Here is a 19,187-nt window from a genome sequence, read left to right as displayed (position 1 = left end):
CCCCGGTGGCGAGCGGACGGTGCTGCGAGCCCTGGCCTCCCGTCGGGACCGGATCTACCAGGCCGGACGGGATCTGCACATCGCGGAGCGCGATCTGCGCCCGCACTACGAGGACGGCGTCCGCCGGGCCCGGCGGTCCGCGTCGGACATCTGCGGCGGGGAGGCGGAGGCGTTCTTCAGGAGGTCGAAGGCGAGGCCGCTGGAGCGTTCGCCGTGGCCCGTGGCGCGTTGGGCCGCGAGCCAGACGACGACGCGGCCGTCCCGCCACCGGGTCCTGTTGAAGGCGACGGTGACCCGGGTTCCGGTGCGCGTGACCTCCTCCTCGTTGAGGAAGTACGGCCGCCCCGCGTCAAGGCCCTCCCGCAGCAGGGACGTGCGGGGCCGGACCGGGGTGCCGTCCACCTCGCTGGGCATCGCGGCACGCTGGAGTTGCACGTTCCGGCTGTCCCCCGGCACATGGACGGGGATGAAGGGGATCCAGTTCTCGGGGACCGGGCTCGCGATCTCGTAGGTGAGGTCGGCGCGCGGGTCGTCCGCCGGTGGCGGCGGGTGGAGCCTGCGGCGCTGGGCGAGGCTCTCGGCGGCGGCCTCGTCGCCGTTGCGCCCTCCGCCGTGGGCGAGCTGGACCGTCTCCTCGATGCCCCAGACGAGGTTGGCGCTCTCGTCCCGTACGAGCGCCACGCCCTCCAGCGGGGGGCCGGTGGCGACCTTCGGGGTGCCCGGCGGCAGGAGCAGGCCGGTCTCGCCGTCGGTGCCGAGCGTGAACATCGACCAGCGCTGCCAGTCGTGGCGCTCGCCCGTGCCCGCCGGGGTGATCCACCGGCGCTGCCCGAAGACGTCGGTGACCGCGAGTCCCTGGACGGTGGCCAGTGTTCCGGCGGGCACGTCGCAGGGAAGCTGGTACCAGTCGTTGCTGAAGACGAGCGCGAACTCCAGGAAGACGAGCCGGGCCAGGTCGGTGCTGTCCGGGGTGACGGCGGCGAAGTTCGTGTTGCCGTCCTCCACCGCCCACCAGCGCGGCAGGGGCATCCCCGCGAAGCTGACCGGCGCCGGGAACACGGTGCGTGCGGCCGGTACGGGTGCCGGATCCGTGCCGCCGAGCGAGCCGCCGGAGTCGGTGGAGAAGGCGTGCCAGTCGAGTGGGCCGCCCGGGTGCTCGGCGGCCGTGAGGACGCGCTCCCCGCCGCCGGGGGCGGGTGCCGAGATGGCGAAGGAGTGCTCGAGGCGCCTGGCGTCCCAGGTGGCGTTCCCCTGCGGCCGCTCCGCGGTCACCCCGGCCGGGGAGTCGATCAACTGGTCGAACCAGGAGGTCAGTCGGGGTCCGAGCGCGTCCAGGGTCGCGCGGTGCGGGCGGGGCAGGTCGATGCCGTCCGAGGGGTGTCCACCCGCCTTCAGGTGCTGGTACAGCAGGTGCCCGTCCATGCGGCGGCCCGCGAGCGCCTGCAGGGTCGCCCAGACCTCCGGGTGCGCGACCAGCGCGCGGTCGGCCTCGTCCGCGGGGTCGGGCAGCGCGACGGGATAGCGCGCCGTGAACTGCTCGGGCACGTCGTGCGCCCGCAGCACCGGCACGCCGGAGACCAGCTTGAGCCAGCGGCGGCCGAGCGCGAGGCGCAGGTCGAAGGAGATCCGGTCGGCACCGAGGGTGAAGGGCAGGGGCCGGCGTTCGGCGACCGTCTCCAGCGGCCTGTCGGTGGGCAGCGGCTCGGCCGGTCCGTTCCCCGGGCGGAACCGGCTGGGCGTGCTGGTGGTCACGGCGTACCGGGCGGTCACGGGCGAGCCCGCGTCGGCGCCCCGGAACTCGCCCAGCTGCCACTGCCGGGTCAGCAGCCACAGCGCGTCCCGCACCTCCGCGCGCAGCGCGCGGTCGAAGTCGGTGGTGCGCGGCCTGCCTTCGAGCCGGTTCCAGACGCCGACGGCGGGGTGCGCGCGGTCCCGCAGCGCCGCGGCGAGGTCCGCGATGCGTGGCTCAGTCATGGTCGGCCTTCCAGCGGACGTTCGCGATCGACAGATCGGTGCTGATGGTGATCGGCGGGGTGGTCGCCGACAGGAGCGTGGCGGGCAGCAGGTGCGCGTAGGCGCTGTCCTCCAGATGTACGGGCTCCACGGCGCGGGCCCTGGCCATCGCGAAGGTCTCGTGGACCGCGGCCACCAGGTCGGAGGTGTCCCAGGTGCCGGTGCGTACGGGCGGTGCGACGAGGAGCATGGCCTGGGGCGGCTCGGAGTCGGGGCGGTCCACGTCGGCGGTGATCCCGGTGGTCTCCCGCTCGGCGGGGATGACCTCGGTCCACTCGTCGAGGAGCAGTCCGCAGTGCGGCTCGTCCTCGTCCGCGCCGTCGGCGTAGTGCGCCGTGAACAGCAGCCTGTCCTCGGTGATCGCGGCGCCGGGGGCGAACTCCATGCCGAGCCAGTGGTCGTTCTGGCGGTACGGGAGCTGGACGGGAGCCAGCTCGGGCTCCTCGTCGTCGTCGCGCAGGGCGGAGCTGAGCTGCACGGCGCGCTCCCAGAGGCGGGGCGTCTCGCGGACCCGCGCGAGCCCGTGGATCCAGTCGTCGAGCGGGAAGTCCCTGTCCACCGGGGGCCGGGTCAGGTGCTCCAGGAGCTTGCCGCTGTCCCTGCGGGCCTTGGTCCACTCGGCGGTGAGCGCGGCGGGCGGCGTGAACTCGGGTACGACGACGGCCTCGGGGCCGAGCATCGCCCGGAGTGCCTCGGTGCCCGCCGCGACCCGGTCGGGGGCGGTCACCGCCTGGTCGTACGCGGTGAGCGCGGTGTCCGCCGAGGCCAGTCGGTCGGCGATGTCGGTGCGCAGGGCGCGGGTCCGGTCGAGGAGTTCGCGGCCGAAGGCGACGACCCGGTCCTCGACGGGTGTCAGGTCGAGCCCGGCGGGGTCGATGTCGGTGAGCGGCAGCAGGTCGGACACCTCGGCGAGCAGCCCGCTGAGCGTGCTCTTCGCCGTCTGTGCCTGCCGGTTGAGGGCCTGGAGCCGGTTGCGGAAGGTGGTGCGGCGACTGCCGACGATCCCGCGCAGTTGCGCGGGCCTGTTGGGGAGGGGGGTGGTCGGGCGGGTGGTGAGGAGGCGCTCGGCCTGCTGGAGCACGCGGAAGCGTTCGCTGTCGGCGGTGGCGGGCGGCAGCGCGTCGTAGCGGGCGAGCAGCGCGTCGGCGTCGGCCAGTGCCCGTGTCATGCGTGCCGCGGTGGTGGCGACCGCGGCGAGCACGTCGGCGTAGGCGCTCCCGCGCCACTGGACGAGCTCGCCCCAGCCGCTGCGTACCATCCCGAATCCGGACGCCGTGGTGGCGAGCGCGGCGTATCGGGTGAGGAAGCCGTCGATGGCGGTGAGCACCGCGGCCCGCGCCGGCGGCGCGGGCGGGCCGGGGTAGAGCGGTGCGAAGTCGTGGACGTAGTCGGCGGCCTCCTCGTCGAGTGCGGCGAGGGAGGCGCGTACGGCGGCCGGGCGGGCGCGGGGCAGGGACACCGCGTCGTCGGCGGCGCGGTCGACGGGCGCGGTGCCCGCGGCGGGCACGAGGTCGCTGGTGCGCAGGGGCCGCGAGGTGGTCAGCAGGGTGCGCAACGCCCCGATGAGCGGGGAGAGTTCGAAGAAGGTGACCTTGCCGGGGACGCGTGCGGTGTGGCGGATGGTCAGGGCCGTGTCCGGTCGCGGGTGGTCGCGGTCGATGACGGCGCCGATGATCCGGTCCTCCAGGTCGGTCATCGCCTCGGCGCCCGTGGAGCGGACCGTCCACAGCAGGTCGATCGGGTCGAGTCCGAGGTCGTCGAGGGCGATGTTCCGGCTTCGGTCCTGTCCGTTCACCGGGTCGGTCCAGGTGACGCGGGCGACGACGTCGTCCGCGTCCGGCAGCAGCCCCTCCAGCCAGTCGTCGACGGCGGGTTCGGCCTGTGCCCTGGGGGTCGCGCGGCCGTCCGGGCGCAGGCCGGGGCGCAGCCGCAGGGCGAGGCGGTGGGTGAGGGTGGTGCCGCCGCGCGGGGTCTCGACCACGGAGGGCGGGGGCGGGAAGCCCGCCTTGGCGTAGGCGTCGAGGGTCGCGGAGGCGCGCTCGGTGTTCCCGGCGAGGGCCTGGTGGGCGCTTTCGGCCACGGCGAGGTCGGCGAGCGCGTCGTGCACGTCGAGGAGCGCGCGGACTTCGGCGGTCAGGGCCGCGGCCTGGCCCGGGGTGGCGGGGGGCAGCACGCCGTCCAGGCCGAACGGGTAGGTGTCCGGGACCCCGGTACGGGTCACGTGCCGGACCAGGGCGAGGCCGTCCACGACGTTGCGCGCCTCGACCTGTTCGATCGGGACGTGGTCGGCGGGGTCGGGCGCCGTCTGCGGGATCTTTCCGGCGCGCAGCGGGAACTGTGCGCGCAGCGCGGTGACGAAGCGGTCGACCTCCGCCTCGTCGTGCCGGTCGTGCAGGCCGCGTTCGAGCCGGTAGCCGAGCAGCGCGCCGAGCGGCTGGCCCTGCCGCAGGCCGTCGAGCAGGCCGAGCGCGGTCCGCACCCGCTCCGAGCTGAGGTTCACGGCGAAGGTGTCGGGGTGGTCGGGGCCGGCGTTGGCCGTGTATCCGGCGCGCAGGACGGCGGCGGTCCTGGCGTGGCCGGGCGAGGGCGCGTGGACGAAGCCCGCGTTCCGCGGGTCGTGCAGGAGCGGCTCGCCGTCACCGAAGATCTCCGCGAGTTCGCCGGTCAGCTCGACGGGGGTGAGCTGCGCCGCCCAGGGCCGGACGTCCTCCAGCCAGCCGTAGGCGCCGAGGTGCAGGCCCGGGCGGGGCACCGCGCCGCCGTTCGGGCCGAACCGCAGTTCCTCCAGGCGTGCGGTGGCCAGGCCGATGCGCCAGGCGTCGAGCCGGTAGGTGGCGAGGTCGAGGTGTTCGGCGAGGAGCCGCTCCAGGCGGGCCGTGGGCAGGTCGGCGAGGATGCCGAGGGCCTTGATCTGCTCGGCGAGTTCGGCGGTGGCGGGCGTCTTGCCGAGCACGCCCGGGAGGAAGTCGGCCAGGAGCTGGTCGGGGCTTCCCGTCACGGCGCGCTCGGGCGAGTACAGCCTGCGGAAGCGGCTCTCGCTCGGCAGTGCCTGTCCGGGCTCCGGTATCCGTACGTGCACGAACGGCGGGTCGGCGGCGAGTTCGTCGGGCGTGGCCGCACCGGCGGCGACGGCGAGGTCGCGGGCGGCGTCGGCCCAGCCGAGCAGCACCGCGTGCCGCAGCAGCAGGTACAGCAGCGCGGCGGGCGGCGCGTCGTCGGTGAAGCCGCGTTCGAGGCGGACCGCGTCGAGGCTGACGCCCGCTTCGTCGGCGAGCAGGCGCAGGTAGTTGCGGCCGTCGGAGGTGCAGGCGCGTACGGGGTCGGTCTCGGACAGGGGCCGGTCGTCGACCAGGGGGGCGAGGAACGGCTGCTGGGCGTCGGTGAACAGCTTGCGCAGCAGGTCGGGGTCGTGGTCCGGGCCGCCGTCGGGGTGGCCGAGGCGGGCGAGGAGTGCGCGCAGCGGTCCGGGCATGTTCAGGCGGTCGAGCGCGGGGAGGACGTCGGCGCCGCGGCCGCCGAGGTTCTCGCGGTTGAAGAGGTCCTCGACGCTGTGTGCGTACCGCTGGTGGTACTCGGCCGAGGTGGGGTGCAGGGCGAGGATGTCCAGGAGGAGCTGGTGGGGGTCGCCGGTGTCCTCACCGAGGTGGGCGACCTTGTCCGCGGCGGCCTGCCAGTCCTGGGCCGCCGCGCTCAGCAGCCGGTGCAGGCCGCGCAGGTGCGCGGCCGAGTCGGGCCAGGCGAGGCGGGAGAACGCGGTGGTGGGCAGGATGCCGTACGGCTGGCTGCCGATGCGGACGGCCGGGACCGGGCCCCGCCCGGAGACGTGGCGCAGGAAGAAGTCCCTGGTCTTGCGGACGGTCTCGGCGTCGAGGACGGGGTGCAGGGCGGTCTGGAGGAAGGAGCCCCACGTCACGGGCCACAGGGCGGTGTTGGCGGCGCGGGCCTCGCGCTGGTCGGTGCCGTCCGCGTGCGGCATGCCGTCGAGGACTGTGGCCGGGAGGCCGAGGAGTTCGGCGAAGCGCCGGCCGTCGGTCTCGGTGGTCCAGTCGGTGGCCTCGGCGGCCGGTGCCGCGGCCGGGCGCAGGGCCGACTCCGCCTCGTCGGCGTCGCCGCGTCCCGCGGGCAGCCGTTCGGTGTTGTTGGTCGGGGTGCCCTGCGGCAGCAGCGCGTATCCGTCGGGGCCGCGCAGCTGCCGGGTGATCAGGTCGGTGAGCTGCTGCGCTGACGCGAGCGGGTCGGTCTCCTTGCGCAGGCCGAACACGAGCAGCCGGTCGAGGCCGCCGCGCGTGCGGTCGTCCAGCGGGACGCGCAGGCCCATGCCGAGGGCGACGGCGCGGTCGAAGTCGGTGAGCCAGCGCAGTTCGTCGGGGACGTGCAGGGCCCCGGTGACCGGGTTCACGGAGATCTGGTCGGCGGCTGTGGGGTCGGGGCTCACGGGCAGCGTGTCGGGCACGGGCGCGCCGGTCGCGGACAGGACCTGCTCTCCGTCGGCGTAGCCCAGTGCCTGGAAGCGCTCGGGAAGGAGCCGGGCGCGCGCGGCACGGGTCCATGACTCGGGTTCGGTGGATCCCGCCGCGGGGGGCGGCAGCACCAGGAAGGCCACGTGGACGGCGTCGCCCGTGCCGGCGGGCGCCCCTTCGACACCTGCGGGGCGCAGGCCCCTGATGGCGGCGGCCCGGGTGGCGCCGACCGCGGTGAGCAGCGCGGTGTCGGCCTGCCGCAGCAGGTGGCGGTCGCCGTGGGCGCGCCAGACCGCGGTCCAGTAGGCGGAGGTCGGCTGCCGGTCCGCGGCGGCCACCGGCTTGGGGCCCACGACCACGAGCACCGTCGTGCCGGCGGGGACGGCGGTCGGCTCCTCGCCGGGGTTGGCCGGGAGCCGCACGCCGAGGAGCCAGGCCGCCCGCCCGGGGGCGATCCGCCCGGCCAGCTCCAGCTGGGCGGCGCGGAGCGCGGCGGGCTCGCGCGCGGCGGCCCAGCGCGCGGTCCAGTACGCGTCGAGGGCGGCGATCTCGGCCGGTGTGGGCCGGGGCTCGAACTTGTCGACGGCCCACTCGTCGGGGAAGACCCGGATCAGGAGCTCGGTCGGGGTGAAGCGGGTCTCGATCCGTACGGGGCCGAGGAGGACGGGGAAGTCGTCACTGAGCTGCGTGGCGGTCGCCGCTGTGGCCGAGGGCGGGGCAGGGGGTGGCGTCGAGTGCGTCATCGCGGCAGCATTTCCTGTGCGTGGACGGCCACCAGGACCGGCACCTGGAAGAGGATGTAGGCGAGGTCGGCGGAGCTGAGGCCGGCGTGCCAGAGCGGCAGGTTCTCGTCCTCGGCGCGTTGTTCGCGCTTCTCCTGGTCGTCCTCGGAGCCGTCGAAGTGGGCCAGGGGCACGGTGAGGTGGGGGTCGAGTTCGAGGAAGCCGCGCCCGCGCGGGTCGACGTCGGCCCACGACAGGTCGTTCCACACCTCCACCGGTGTCGGCTCGGCGTCGTCGACCCCGAACCTGGGGTCCCCCGGGCGCTCTTTGAGGAGGAAGAACCAGCCCGCGTCGGCGGGTGGGGCGCCGCGTGCCTCGTCGGCGTCCAGGTCGAACCCGAGGAGGGTGATGTCGGGCTCGATCCTCGCCTCGTACAGCGGGAACCGCACCAGTGAGGGCGGCGGCCTCTCCTCGTCGGGAAGGAGCACGGGCACCCGCTCCTGCGTCAGGTCGGGCAGGCCGTCGGTGCCGAGCGGCCACTCGGCCCGCTGGGCGTAGACGGCGGCCGTCGGGTACCTCTTGAGCAGTTCGCCGCGCACGACCAGGACCAGGTCTTCCTTCTGGGGTCCGGTGCCGGCGCGGTCATGGGCGTTCCGGCCGAGCCGTCCGGTGGTCGGCCAGGTGTGGACGGGCGGGATGTCGTAGCACCGCTCGCGCCGCTGCTCGGCGCTCTCCCCCGGCCTGGGCTGTGCGGTGCGGGGGTCCCAGAACTGCCGGAAGGGGGTGCCTCGCTGGTCGGTGGGGTACTCCCGCCAGAGCAGTTCGCGGGCCATCTCGTGGTTGAGTCCGGCGAGGTAGGACTCGATGAACTCGCGGTTGTTGGCGAGCAGGGTGATCGAGTTCTGCGGGAGCAGGTCGAGGTGCGGGACGAACGCGTCGACCGACTGGTCGAGGAGTGCCTGGTAGGTGGGCAGGTCGAAGACCGGGTACGCCATCGCCTCGATGAAGTCGTCGGCGAACGGGCGGAGCCGCTCGGGCAGGCCGACCGAGCCGAGCAGCGTTCTGGGCACGGTCGTGTCGGCGCGCAGTGCGGAGAGCACCGCGCCGGTGGCGGCGGCGACTTCGAGCCGCGTGCGCGGAGCGGCCCTGCCGACCGAGGTGGCGACGTTCAGGGTCTGGTACAGCTCGCGCAGTGCGCCTTTGAAGCGGGCCGCTTCCGGGCTGTCGGTGGTGCCCGTCCTCGGCACCACCGCGTCGCCGATCTCGCGGAGCCGGAAGTCGGGGCTGTGCGGGAGGCTGTCGACCGGGTCCGTCGGTGGCGGGCCGGGGTGCAGTGCGGCGGCGAGCCGTTCGGCGGTGACGAGCCCGGCCGGGGTGGTCTTCACGGGTGCGGCTGTGACCGCCCCGGAGGCGGCGTCCATGCGGGGCACGAGCGCGTCCGGCGGGCGGTCGGGGGTGAAGGGCAGCGTCCGCATCAGGCGCGATCCGGGCCGCGTGATCCGTCGCATCGCCGGGGACAGCGGCGCGCCCGCGACCTGGCTGGCGGCCACCCGGAACCCGACCGCCACCTTCTCCGCCTGCCCGTCGGGCGCCGCGGCCGCGGCGGGGGTCCCGGTGACGGCGGACGTCACCCGCGCGTGCGCGGGCGCGGTCAGACGCAGTGAGCGCCCCGACGCGGCGGCGGATCGTTCCGCCGCCGTGGTGCCTCCCACCGGGTCCAGGTGCTTGGTCTGGAGTACGTGCCCGACCTCGCGCGCCAGCTGCGCGGCGCGGATCCGGGCGTTGGCGGCCAGGACGTCCCCGACCTGTTCCCAGGCGGCGCCCATCAGCTCTTCCTGGCGTGCCTGGACGACCCGCGTACCCCACTGCGCGGCGGCGCGGAAGCGCGGGTCGAGGTTGAGCCGGTGGACCCAGTTGCGGTTCTCGGGCGCGGGGACGGGGGTGCCGTCCTGGCGGGTGAGGAGCCGGGGGGTGAGGGCGTGCCACCTGCCGTACAGCGAGGGGGTGAGGATCGGGTCGGGCTCCGCCGCGGGCGGCGGCGCGTCGAGAGGCGTCGCCGCGAGCGCGGCGTGCGCCGCGGCCGGAGTGTGGCGCTGGTAGTCGTCGGCGAGGTTGAGCAGCGCGGCCAGGGCGCTCTGGAAGGGGTGCGGGTACGGGACCGCGGGCGGCGGCCGGTCGTGGAAGTTGTCCCAGTTCTCCGCCTCGTCGGGCTCGGTGCCCGGCGGCTGCGGCACCTTGAGCGCGCCGCCCATCGGCAGGACGCCGCCGAGCGCCACGGGTGTCTGGATTCCGGGCAGCCCGAGGCCGGGCGAGCGGTGGACGTCGATGTCCCGGCGCCCCACGCGCGGGTCGGGCCGCTGGGGGCGAAGGAGCCGGACGAGGGATTCGAAGTCGCCGGTGCTGCCCGTGGTGAACTGCCAGCGGTGGTAGTACGGCAGGTGCCCCGAGGCGGGCCTGCCCGCGTACGGCGGGCCCCAGGCCAGGTACACGGCGCCGGGCGAGCCCGCGGGGTCGAGGCCGAGCCCGGCGAGGCGACCGGTCTCGAACGCCGGTACCAGGAACGCCTCGTAGGCCGTGTCCGGGCGCAGCCTGCGCGGGCACATCAGCCGCGAGCAGGCGTCGTCGGCGTGGGTGCGGAGCACCTCGGCGAGCGCGGCGAGGGCGGGTGCCGTGCTGTCGGAGGCGACGGGGCCCGTCAGCGAGCCGTTGACGTGCACGTGGGCCCAGGCGCCGAGCTGGTCGGGCCGGGGCAGGGTGGCGGCGGTGTCCCGTACGGCGATCACGGGCAGCGGCCCGCTGCCCTGGGGGCTCTCGGTGAACTCCGGTGCCGTGCCGTCCGCCGGGGCCTGGGCGGCGAGGACGACGAGGGCGAGCCAGGGGGTGAGGCGCTTGGTGGCGTCGTCGGGCGGGGCGGGGCTGTAGCGCCAGGGGAAGTCCTCGTCGCAGAACTCGATGTGGGCGAGGTAGTTCGGCTCGTAGTTGGTGGTGCCGGGCCGCGGTTCCCTGCGGGAGATCGCGCGGGGGTCGACGCCGGTCACGTCTCCGGGTCCGTAGAGCTGGACGCTCCGCTCGATCTCCTGTGTCAGCGGCCCGCCCTCGAGGGGCTCGCCGGAGATCCGCAGACGGACCGGCAGGCTGGCGCGCGCCGAGGTCCCTGGGTCGCCCGCGATGCGGGTGGCGATCCCGGCGCGCAGCCAGGGCAGGAAGGAGTACGCGTTCGTGGTCACGAGGCGCCCCCGCCGGTGAAGACCTCCGTGCTCGCCGTCAGTTCGGGCAGGGCGGGGTCGGCGGCGGCCGCCCCGGTGCGGGCCGTGCCTCCGGTGACCAGGACCTTCCCGCCCGGCAGCGGCGCGGCGGCGAACGCCCACCGGCCGTCGGCGAGGCCCGCGACCGGGGACCAGGTGTCCGCGACCGAGTCGTAGAGGAGGGCGCTGCGGTAGCCCGCCTCGTCCGTGTCGTCGGCGGCGCCCCCGACGACGAGGACCCCGCTCGGGCCGAACGGGAGCGCGCGGTGCAGTGCGCGTCCCGAGGGCATGTCGGCCGCGGGCTTCCACGCCCCGGCGGCCAGGTCGTACAGCTCGGCGGTGCGCTGGCTGAACGGGTCGAACACGCCGCCGCCGGGCGCTTGGGGCGCGAGGCCGCCGGTGACCAGGACCGTGGTGTCGGAGAGCCTGGTGGCCTGGTGGTGGCTGCGGGCCGCGCGCAGGCTTCCGGTCGGGGCCCACTTCTTCGTGGTGGAGTCGTACAGCTCGCAGAAGGCGAGGGCGGGTTCGTCGGCGCTGCCGACCGGTGCGGTGCCGCCGCAGACCAGGACGGCTCCGTCCGCGAGCGCCAGGGCGGTGTGTCCCGTGCGGGCCTCCGTCATGTCGCCGGCCGCCGACCAGGTGCCCGCCGCGGGGTCGTAGAGCTCTGCCGTACGCAGGGCCTTGGCGCTCTGGGGCGAGCGGAACGTGGTGCCTCCGGCGACGAGGACCTTGCCGTCGGCGAGCAGGACCGCGCTGTGGCCCGCGCGGGGTCCCGCCATGGCGCCGCTGGTGGTCCAGGCGCGGGTCGCCGGGTCGTACAGCTCGGTCGTCGCGAGGGCGGGGGCGCCCGGTGCGGGGCCGCTGGTGCCGCCGGTGGCGAGGACCTTCCCGCCCGGCAGGAGGGTCAGGGTGTGCAGTCGGCGGGGCGTGTTCAGGGCTCCGACCGGGAGCCAGGTTCCCGCGGCGGCATCGTGGACGGCGGCATGGCTGACGGCTGCCGAGGTGCTGTCGGCGCCCCCCGCGACCAGGACGGCGCTTCCGCCCGCGATCGGCACGGCGTTGTCGTGCTGCCCGTACCAGGTGGCGGCCCGGGGCAGGCCGGGAGCGGGCGTCCAGGACCCGGTGGCCTGGGGGGAGGTGGTGGTCATCGAGGCTCCTCGGGTGCGCCGTCCGTACGGGTGGTGGACCGGTCCGCGGGCGGGGAGCCGGTCCGGGACGTGGTCAGGGGATCAGTGCCTCCGCCGTGGCCGTGAGCTGGAGTGGTTCGGGTCCCGGCGCGGCGGGGCCGGCCGCGGCGATGCCTCCGGTCACCAGGACGCGGTCGTCGGCGAGTTCGGCCACGGCCGTGGCCCACCTGCCCTGGGCGAGGCCCGCGAGCCGCGTCCAGGTGCCCGCTGCCGGGGCGTACGCGATCACGCTGCGGAAGCCCGCGGTGAAGCCGGGGCCCGTGGTGCCTCCGATGATCAGGACGTCCCCCGCGCGCGTGCGCAGCGCGCGGTGCCGGGCGCGGCCGCCGGGCAGGGGGGCCGCGGGGGTCCAGGCACCGGTGACCGGGTCGTAGAGCTCGGTGGAGGCCAGGGCACGCGGGCTGAACGTGCCGTCCGCGGCGACGGCGGGCTCGCCGCCCGTGACGATGACCCGGCCGTCGGGCAGCAGGGTCGCCTGGTGTCCCTTGCGGGGTGTGTGGAGGCTGCCGGTCGGGGTCCAGGTGCCGTCGGCCGGGTCGTACAGCTCGCAGTGGGCGAGGGCCGCTTCGCCGGTGCCGCCCGTGGGCAGCGCTCCGCCCGCGACGAGGACCCGGCCGTCGTGCAGGAGGACGGCCTGGTGGCCCGTGCGGGCGTCGTTCATCGGCGCCGTGGCGGTCCAGGCCCGGGTCGCGGGGTCGAACACCTCGGCGGAGCGGAGCGCGCCGAAGCCGTGCCCGCCGCGGGCGGCGCTGCCTCCGGCCGCGAGGACCCGGCCGTCGGGCAGCGGCGTCGCGGAGTGCGCGAACCTGGCCGCGGCCATCGGGCCCGACACGGACCACGTCGCGGCGGCCGGGTCGAACACCTCGGCGGAGGCCAGGGGCGCGGCGTCCGTACCCCGGCCTCCGGCGGCGAGGACCCTGCCGTCGGGGAGCCGGGTGGTGGTGTGCAGGCGGCGGGGTGCCGCCAGCGCGGCCGAAGCCGACCAGGCGTTGGCGGTCGGGTCGAAGAGCGCCGTCGCGCCGAGTGCCGTGCCCGTCGGGCCGGACCCTCCGGCGATCAGTACCTTCCCGGTGGCGAGGACGACGGTGTCCGCCTGGCCGGCCGGTGCGGGCAGCGTGCCCGCGGGCGCCCAGGTGCCGGGCACGAAGGCGGGCACGGCCGCCTCGGACGTGGGGATGACGTGCAGCAGGCCGTCGAGCGCCGGGTCGGCGGCGACGAAGTCGGCGAGCGCGTCGGCCGCCGTGGCCTGGCTCCGGAAGTCCACCGGAGCGCCCGTGGACCTGCGGCCGAGCGCGCGCGGCGGCAGCGCGGGCACGTTGCTGCGCACGTACGCGACGACGAACCGCTGGTCGGCGACGCGCACGGTGTCGGCCGTCGCGAACGGCTGGCGCAGCAGCGCCTCGCGCCGGGACAGCGGCGACCTGCTGGTGCTGCTCCCCTGGAGCAACCCGTCGAACACGGCGGGGCTGACGCTGTGGAACCGCTTGGTGCGTGCGGCGGACAGCCGCGCGGGCGGCTCGGTGCGCGGGCCGTCGGGGCCGGAGGCGCCGTGCACTCCGTTCGTGGAGGGTGCGCTGTCGATGATGTGCAGCTCGTAGCGCGCGCTGCGGCGTACGACGCGTGCGGATGCCAGGGCGCCCGTGGCGGCGGTGAGCTCCAGGCCGGTGTCCTGGGTCTCGTACGCGGGACTCGACAGCTTCGCCGCGTCGGTCATGTCCTGGTACTGGGCCATGGCGAACTTGTCGCCGGTGTCGGAGATCCGCACGAGCCCGCTGTCCGGCGCGGGCGCGACGGTGAAGCGCCTGCCGTCGGCCGCGCGCCGCGGGCCGACCTTGTCGAGGCGCACGTTGAGCGGCAGCGCCCGCTGCTGTACGGACAGGGTGCCCAGGGGGTGCAGCACCAGGTCGTCGGACGGGGGGAGCCTGCGGAGGCTGACCAGCGGCTTGCCGCTGCCGGTGGGCAGGCGGGTCTGCCAGCCCTCGGTCTTGCGCAGTTCGGCGGCGAGCAGCGGGAGGACCAGGAGGGGCGGCAGGGTGGTGACGGCGTTCTCGCCCCAGGTGATGTCGAAGTTGGCGGAGACGGAGAAGAACAGGAACCCGATGGATCCCTTGCCGCGCGCCCGCCAGGGGGCCGGGCCCTCCAGCTGGAACCGCAGGTCGATGCTGAACACACCGACCCCGAACGCCTTGAGGGAGACCTCCGCGCTGATGGCGATGGCGAACCGGAAGGGGTTGAACTGGAACAGCGCGTCGAAGCTGAGATGTCCTTCGACGCCGAACCCGCCGACGCCGAGCCGGAGTTCTGCCTTCGACCCGAACTGGGCGGTGTTGCTGGTGAGGGCGAAGTAGCCGGAGACGCGGATCAGTTGCCTGTCGCGGTGCAGGATGTCGATCGACACCCGCTCGGGCACGGCGAAGGGCAGGGCCGGTGCCTTGTACGAGGGGTGGAAGCCGCCGACCGTGAGCACCAGGTCGGGGTTGTCGCCCCAGGCGACCAGGACGCCCATGCCCCCGTCGAGGGGCATGGTCAGTACGTGCGAGTCCACGAGGCGGGCCTCGAACCACAGCCGGTTCTTGCCGGGTTCCAGTGCGCCGAAGAAGTCGACGCGCAGGTCGAGGAGGGGCAGTTTCGTGTTCGGCAGCGTGGCGCGCAGGGTGCCGAGGACGGAGAGGTTGCCGGGGATCTCGATGATCAGTGCGAGGGAGATGCTCACCAGCGTCGGGGTGCCCCAGCCGATCCTGGCCATCGGGCCGATGAGGAACGTGCCGGCCTCCGGCGGGAAGAACGCGTTCAGGTCGGACAGGACGCGCGGCGCGTTGGCGATCACGTCGCGCGGGAACATCACGGACTCGATCGAGCCCGTGCGGATGCCCTCCGCGAGCGCCTGGAGGTTCATGCCGCGGTTCAGCCCGATCAGGCCGCCGACGGCGAGCAGGGTGAAGCCGTAGCCGAGCTGGATGCCCTCGCCGAAGTCGGCGGTGACCACGATCAGCAGCGAGAACCCCTTCGAGCCGTCCGGCATCCGGGTGCTGACGAGGCCGATGGCCTTGAGCTCCAGGAGGTCGGCGAACTCCAGCTCCATCGCCCCGGCGTACTCGCCGCGCGCGAGGTCGAAGGCGAGGAAGCCGCCCCCGCGCACCACGCCCGTGTCGATCGAGAGGCCCGCGCCGCCGGGCGGCTTGAAGCCGAGGGAGACGTCGAGCGGGCCGAGGTTCCCGTCCTGCCCGGGGCGTCCGTCGAACAGGGCGGTGAGGCCGACCCTGTCCACCACTGCGGTGACGGGGCCCAGTGCGGCCGTGAACGTCGCGCCGACACTGACCGGCACGGACCCTCCCGAGGGGGTCACGGAGACGGTCAGGCTCTGGATCTCGACCGGCCCGAGCCGTCGGCGCACCGGGATCTGGAGGTCCAGGTTCGACGTGCCGCGGAAGTACGGTCCTTCGCGGTGCGAGACCCCGAGGGTCAGGTCGCCGCCGACGGCGAACCCGTCGGCCGGAACCACTGCGGCGAGGAATCCGTCGGCGTCCTCCCCCGGCCGGAACACGAACTCCAGGCCCGTGAGGTCGAATTCGGCGAAGACGTCCACGTCGTCACCGTCGATCCGGACGCCGCCGGTGCCCGCGAGCGCGCGGAACTGGAGCCGGGTGCCGTCGGGCGTACCGAGGAGCAGCACCGGCGCCCGGTCGGCGACCATGCTCTCGGCCGTGACCTCGATGGCGCCCTTGGCGTGCACGGGGGCGCCGCCCGACGCGAAGCCGGTGATCACGTCCACGCCCTCGCCGGGCCGGGCGAGGAGCGCCACCCCGCCCTGGAGGTCGAGGCCGCTGCGCACCGTGATGGCGATGCCGCACGCCAGCTCGAACCGGACCCCGAGCGAGCCGGTCAGCGAGGGCAGCAGCGCGAGGCCCGGCGCCCCGCCCGGGGTGGCCGGGGGCACCCGTACGAGCCGCACCGCGCCGCGCGCCCGCGCCTCCTCCTCCCCCACCGCCTGGTCGAAGGCGATGAAGGTGAGCGCGGTCGCCGTCGGGCCCAGCGGGTCCGTGCGCGGGCCCTGCACAGCGGTCTCCGCGCCTTCGGACAGCTGCGCGACGCGCACGTCGAAGCCCATGCCCAGGAAGAGGTTGTCGAGCTGGGAGGCCAGCTCCGCGAAGTCGAGGTCGGGCCCGCCCCAGCCGTACGCGTTCTTCAGCACGAGCGACGGATCGTCGAGCACCTTGGGGACGTCGGTCACGTCGAGTGTCATGCGGGTGTGGGAGGGGCGGCTGCCCGTGGGCGGCACGTAGGCCGCCTTGATGACGCCGAGCGCGCGCAGTCCGAACCCGACGGACGGATGGAAGCGTTGCAGGTACGTGATGACCAGGTGGTCGAGGAGCTGGCGGGGGAACTGCTCGCGGAAGCCGTCGGCCCGCAGGTGGGGCGGGATGGCCGCGTCGGGCGCGTCGGCGATGGCGCGGATCGCGGTCACGAGGCCCTGTACGGCGGCGAGTACGCGGGCCGCCTCGTCGGCGGAGGCGGCGGCGCTCGCCCTCTCGGGCTTTCCGGGTGCCGGGGTGCGGAGCCCGGGCCCGCCCTCGTTGAGTCCGCCGTCGCCCAGCAGGCGGCGCAGGCTGTCGTACAGCGTGTCCGTGGTGGTGCCGAGCGCACGCAGCGGGGCCGGGGGGTCGTCGACCGTCCAGCCGAGCTGGTGGAGGAGGCCGATGAACGCCTGAGGGGAGGCGACGGCCTCCCGCAGGGGCAGCAGTGCCTGCCCGATCTCGGCGAGGAGCTTGTCGAAGGTGCCCTGGTCGGCCATGTCACGCCCTCGGGTACTGGTGCGCGTCGAGCGGGGCGTGCTGGGCCGGGTCGATGAGATTGACGATCAGCCATTTGCAGAGGAAGCAGAACACGCCCCGCAGGTCCGCGTCGTTCGTCGTGCCTCTGTCCTGGCCGCGCATTTTGCATTCGCCCGACGCCCGGTAGAAGCCGCCCGCGAAGTGGTTGCCGCCTTCGAAGATCCCCACCATCTGGTAGGCGAACTTCGGTGGCACGAAGCCCGGCACGTTGATGGGGAGATCTGTTTCCTCTTCCTTCTTCCCGAAGGGCTTCGTCGTGTCGCGGTTCCGGTTCAGCGGGCCGTGGCTGCGCTGGTTCGCGGGACTGGGGTCGGCGACGAAGTCCCGCACCGCCTTGTCCACCACGAAGACCGGTAGCCCCGAGGGGTCCGTCCGCTGGACGAACACCACCGAGCCCTTCTTGAAGACCGGGATCGCCGCGACGGGCCCGGAGGTCTGGAGGAAGAGGGTGCCCTGCTTCTCATCGGGCCTGGACGCGATGGTCAGATTGGTCAGCATGTCGGCGGGTGCCGCCGACAGCGGCAGCTGCCGGTTGTCCGCGCCGGTCGTGAAATTGCGCACCGTCACCTTGGCGTTGTCCGTGAACGCCTGGACCCACTTCCCCATGTCGGCGGTGCCGACCGTGACTTCGAAGATGTCGGGCAGCAGCGTCTGAGACGGCTTCAGGAGCTTTCCGGATATCCGCACCCGGGGAACCGCGAACCACTTGATGCGGCCGGGGTTGAGTTTTCGGTCCTGCGGCGGCGCTCCTTGGTGCAGGAAGCTGAGCTTCGCCAGGTTGTCGAATATCACGTCGTGGAAGGGGTCGTTGTCTCCCTGCCGGTCGCCGCCGAAGTCCTCGTACTCGTCCCCCAGGTTGAAGGAGTGGGCGAACTCGTGGGCCACCTTGTTGACGAGGTGGTCGATGTCGGTGACCCCCAAGGGCTCCTTCGCCACGACGGGCGGAGGAGGAGTCCTCGTCATGACCGGTCTGGTCCCCGACGCCTTGGTGAACTCGACCTTCCCCTGCCTGCCCACGGTCGAGGCCGTCATCGTGCCTTTGTTGAAGGCCGTGCCGCCCAGGAGTGATTCGTACGCGATGATCGCTACCATCCCCCGGCTCTTGCGGAAACGGGTGTCGTCGGGAACCCAGTTCTGCCCGATGGGGAGGTTCGGCGGCTCCGCGAGCCGAAGCCCCGCCAGATAGCCGAGAACCGCATTTCCCGGGTTCGCCGCATTGCTGTCCGCGTACACCTCGGGGGCGTGCCGCCGTGGATCGAGTTCCAGCGTCTGGTGTCCCGCGACCCGGTAGAACTCGTAGACCCGGTCGATGAACTCCTTCAGGCGCGGGGCGTTCGGCGCGTCGCCGGCGGGCGGCTGGACCGCGGGTTCCCCCTGGCCGTGGAACCTGCCACCGTCGGCCCACCGGCGGCCGAGGTACAGGCCGTAGAACGTGTCCGACGCCTGGAGGAACCCCTCCGACTGGTGCGCCTTCCACGTCTCGACCACCAGGTCGCTCGCCCTGCCTTCGGCGAAGTCCGTCAGGCTCTGCGTCTTCCACAGGTCCCTCAACTGCTGCGGAGAGCGGTTCTCGCCGCGCCGGGGCAGACCCACGCGCTCGACCAGCTCCTGCACGCTGTAACTGTTGGGCGGAAGGCCCCGCGGGTCGGACTCGGGAATGCGGCGGCCGGTGAGATCAACCCCGTTTCCCGCCGCGCTCACGACGCGGGGGCCGCAGGTGACGAGTTGCTGCTCGGAGGGTTCGAACGAAGAGAAGACGTTGAAACTCTTGCTCAGCAGCGGGTAGGGCTGATGTCGCGGCTTTTCGAACATGTCGCGGACGGTGCGCTGGACGATGCGGTCGAACAACTGGGCGTCCTGGGCCCGGAACCCCTCCGCGATGAAGACCATGTTGCACTGGTCCTCATGGTTCGCCACGTCCGTGGCCCTGACCCGGGTGAGTGTCGTCCGGGATTTCGCGTAGTCGACCACGCGCACCGGAAGGACATGGGCTTTGTCGGTGCCCTCTTTGCGGGTGCCCTCTTTGTGGGCGCCTTTGAGTTCTCCCGTGATGATCACGGGAGTCGTCGTCTCCGCCGCTCCCCGCAGCCTTCCCCCCGAAGAGATCACCACGTCCGAACTCGGTGATTTCAGCTCGATGTAGTCATGCCCTGTGATATCGCCGACCAAGTCCGTACCGGCTGCGGAGTCGTTGCTGAACTTGGCGTAGAGCGACGGCTGGGCGTGCGCGAACTTGCTGTCCTTCGCTGTGGTCATGGAGGTGTTCCCGAACCACCAGTCCTCGATCTCCTGGTGCACCTGGAGTCTGCCCACCACCACACCGAACCCGCCGCCGACGGTGATCTGGAAGAGATAGACCCCGGGTTCCTGAGCTGTCACGACTCCCTGACTGTTCACCGTAGGGAGCCTGTTGAGCCGGTCTCCCACGGAATGGTGCGGCGCGAAGAAGTGGAATGTGCTGCCCTGCGTCTGTTCCGTCAGTACGAATGGCTGGGGTGCGGCCTCGGTGAAAGTGCGGCTGAACACCTGGATCTTGAGCGGGAGGTCGCCGCTCAGCACAAGGTGCAGATCGAGGTGCGGAAAGACGGGAAGATCCGCGGTGATAGGAACCGTGCTGGCCATGGTTACTCCCACCGGTCGATCCCCGGGCAGCGAAGGGGTCCGATCGTCCCACCGCCCCCAGATCAAAGAAAGAGCGAATGCAGCATGGCTGGAAAGATGTGACGGA

At 73.7% G+C, this 19,187-nt stretch carries 6 protein-coding genes; all 6 read right to left on the bottom strand.

What is annotated here, in order from left to right:
* Window positions 1-105 precede the first annotated feature (105 nt).
* Window positions 106-1,974, bottom strand: a complete 1,869-nt coding sequence (locus tag C9F11_RS42005) for a hypothetical protein (protein ID WP_212767885.1) — start codon at window positions 1,972-1,974, stop codon at window positions 106-108.
* A complete protein-coding gene (locus tag C9F11_RS42000; RefSeq protein WP_138965758.1) occupies window positions 1,967-7,216 on the bottom strand; it encodes a hypothetical protein in 5,250 nt (1,749 codons plus the stop codon). The genes C9F11_RS42005 and C9F11_RS42000 overlap by 8 nt, the downstream gene beginning before the upstream one ends.
* Window positions 7,213-10,422, bottom strand: a complete 3,210-nt coding sequence (locus tag C9F11_RS41995; RefSeq protein ID WP_138965756.1) for a hypothetical protein — start codon at window positions 10,420-10,422, stop codon at window positions 7,213-7,215. Before C9F11_RS41995 ends, C9F11_RS42000 begins: the two co-directional genes overlap by 4 nt.
* Window positions 10,419-11,588, bottom strand: coding sequence for a kelch repeat-containing protein (locus tag C9F11_RS41990; RefSeq protein WP_138965755.1), 1,170 nt, complete (start codon window positions 11,586-11,588; stop codon window positions 10,419-10,421). The genes C9F11_RS41995 and C9F11_RS41990 overlap by 4 nt, the downstream gene beginning before the upstream one ends.
* Window positions 11,589-11,661: 73 nt before the next feature.
* Window positions 11,662-16,419, bottom strand: a complete 4,758-nt coding sequence (locus tag C9F11_RS41985; protein ID WP_138965753.1) for a DUF6603 domain-containing protein — start codon at window positions 16,417-16,419, stop codon at window positions 11,662-11,664.
* A gap of 1 nt (window position 16,420) precedes the next feature.
* Window positions 16,421-19,147: a hypothetical protein gene (locus tag C9F11_RS41980; RefSeq protein WP_138965751.1), complete on the bottom strand. Its 2,727-nt coding sequence runs from the start codon at window positions 19,145-19,147 to the stop codon at window positions 16,421-16,423.
* Window positions 19,148-19,187: the final 40 nt, after the last annotated feature.

The sequence above is a fragment of the Streptomyces sp. YIM 121038 genome (assembly GCF_006088715.1).
Classification (GTDB): Bacteria; Actinomycetota; Actinomycetes; order Streptomycetales; family Streptomycetaceae; genus Streptomyces.
This window is presented reverse-complemented; position numbering and strand designations above follow the sequence as displayed.

Coding starts and splice junctions, on each gene's coding strand:
- C9F11_RS42005 (WP_212767885.1), bottom strand. CDS start 1,974: ATGACTGAGCCACGCATCGCGGACCTCGCCGCGGCGCTGCGGGACCGC.
- C9F11_RS42000 (WP_138965758.1), bottom strand. CDS start 7,216: ATGACGCACTCGACGCCACCCCCTGCCCCGCCCTCGGCCACAGCGGCG.
- C9F11_RS41990 (WP_138965755.1), bottom strand. CDS start 11,588: ATGACCACCACCTCCCCCCAGGCCACCGGGTCCTGGACGCCCGCTCCC.
- C9F11_RS41985 (WP_138965753.1), bottom strand. CDS start 16,419: ATGGCCGACCAGGGCACCTTCGACAAGCTCCTCGCCGAGATCGGGCAG.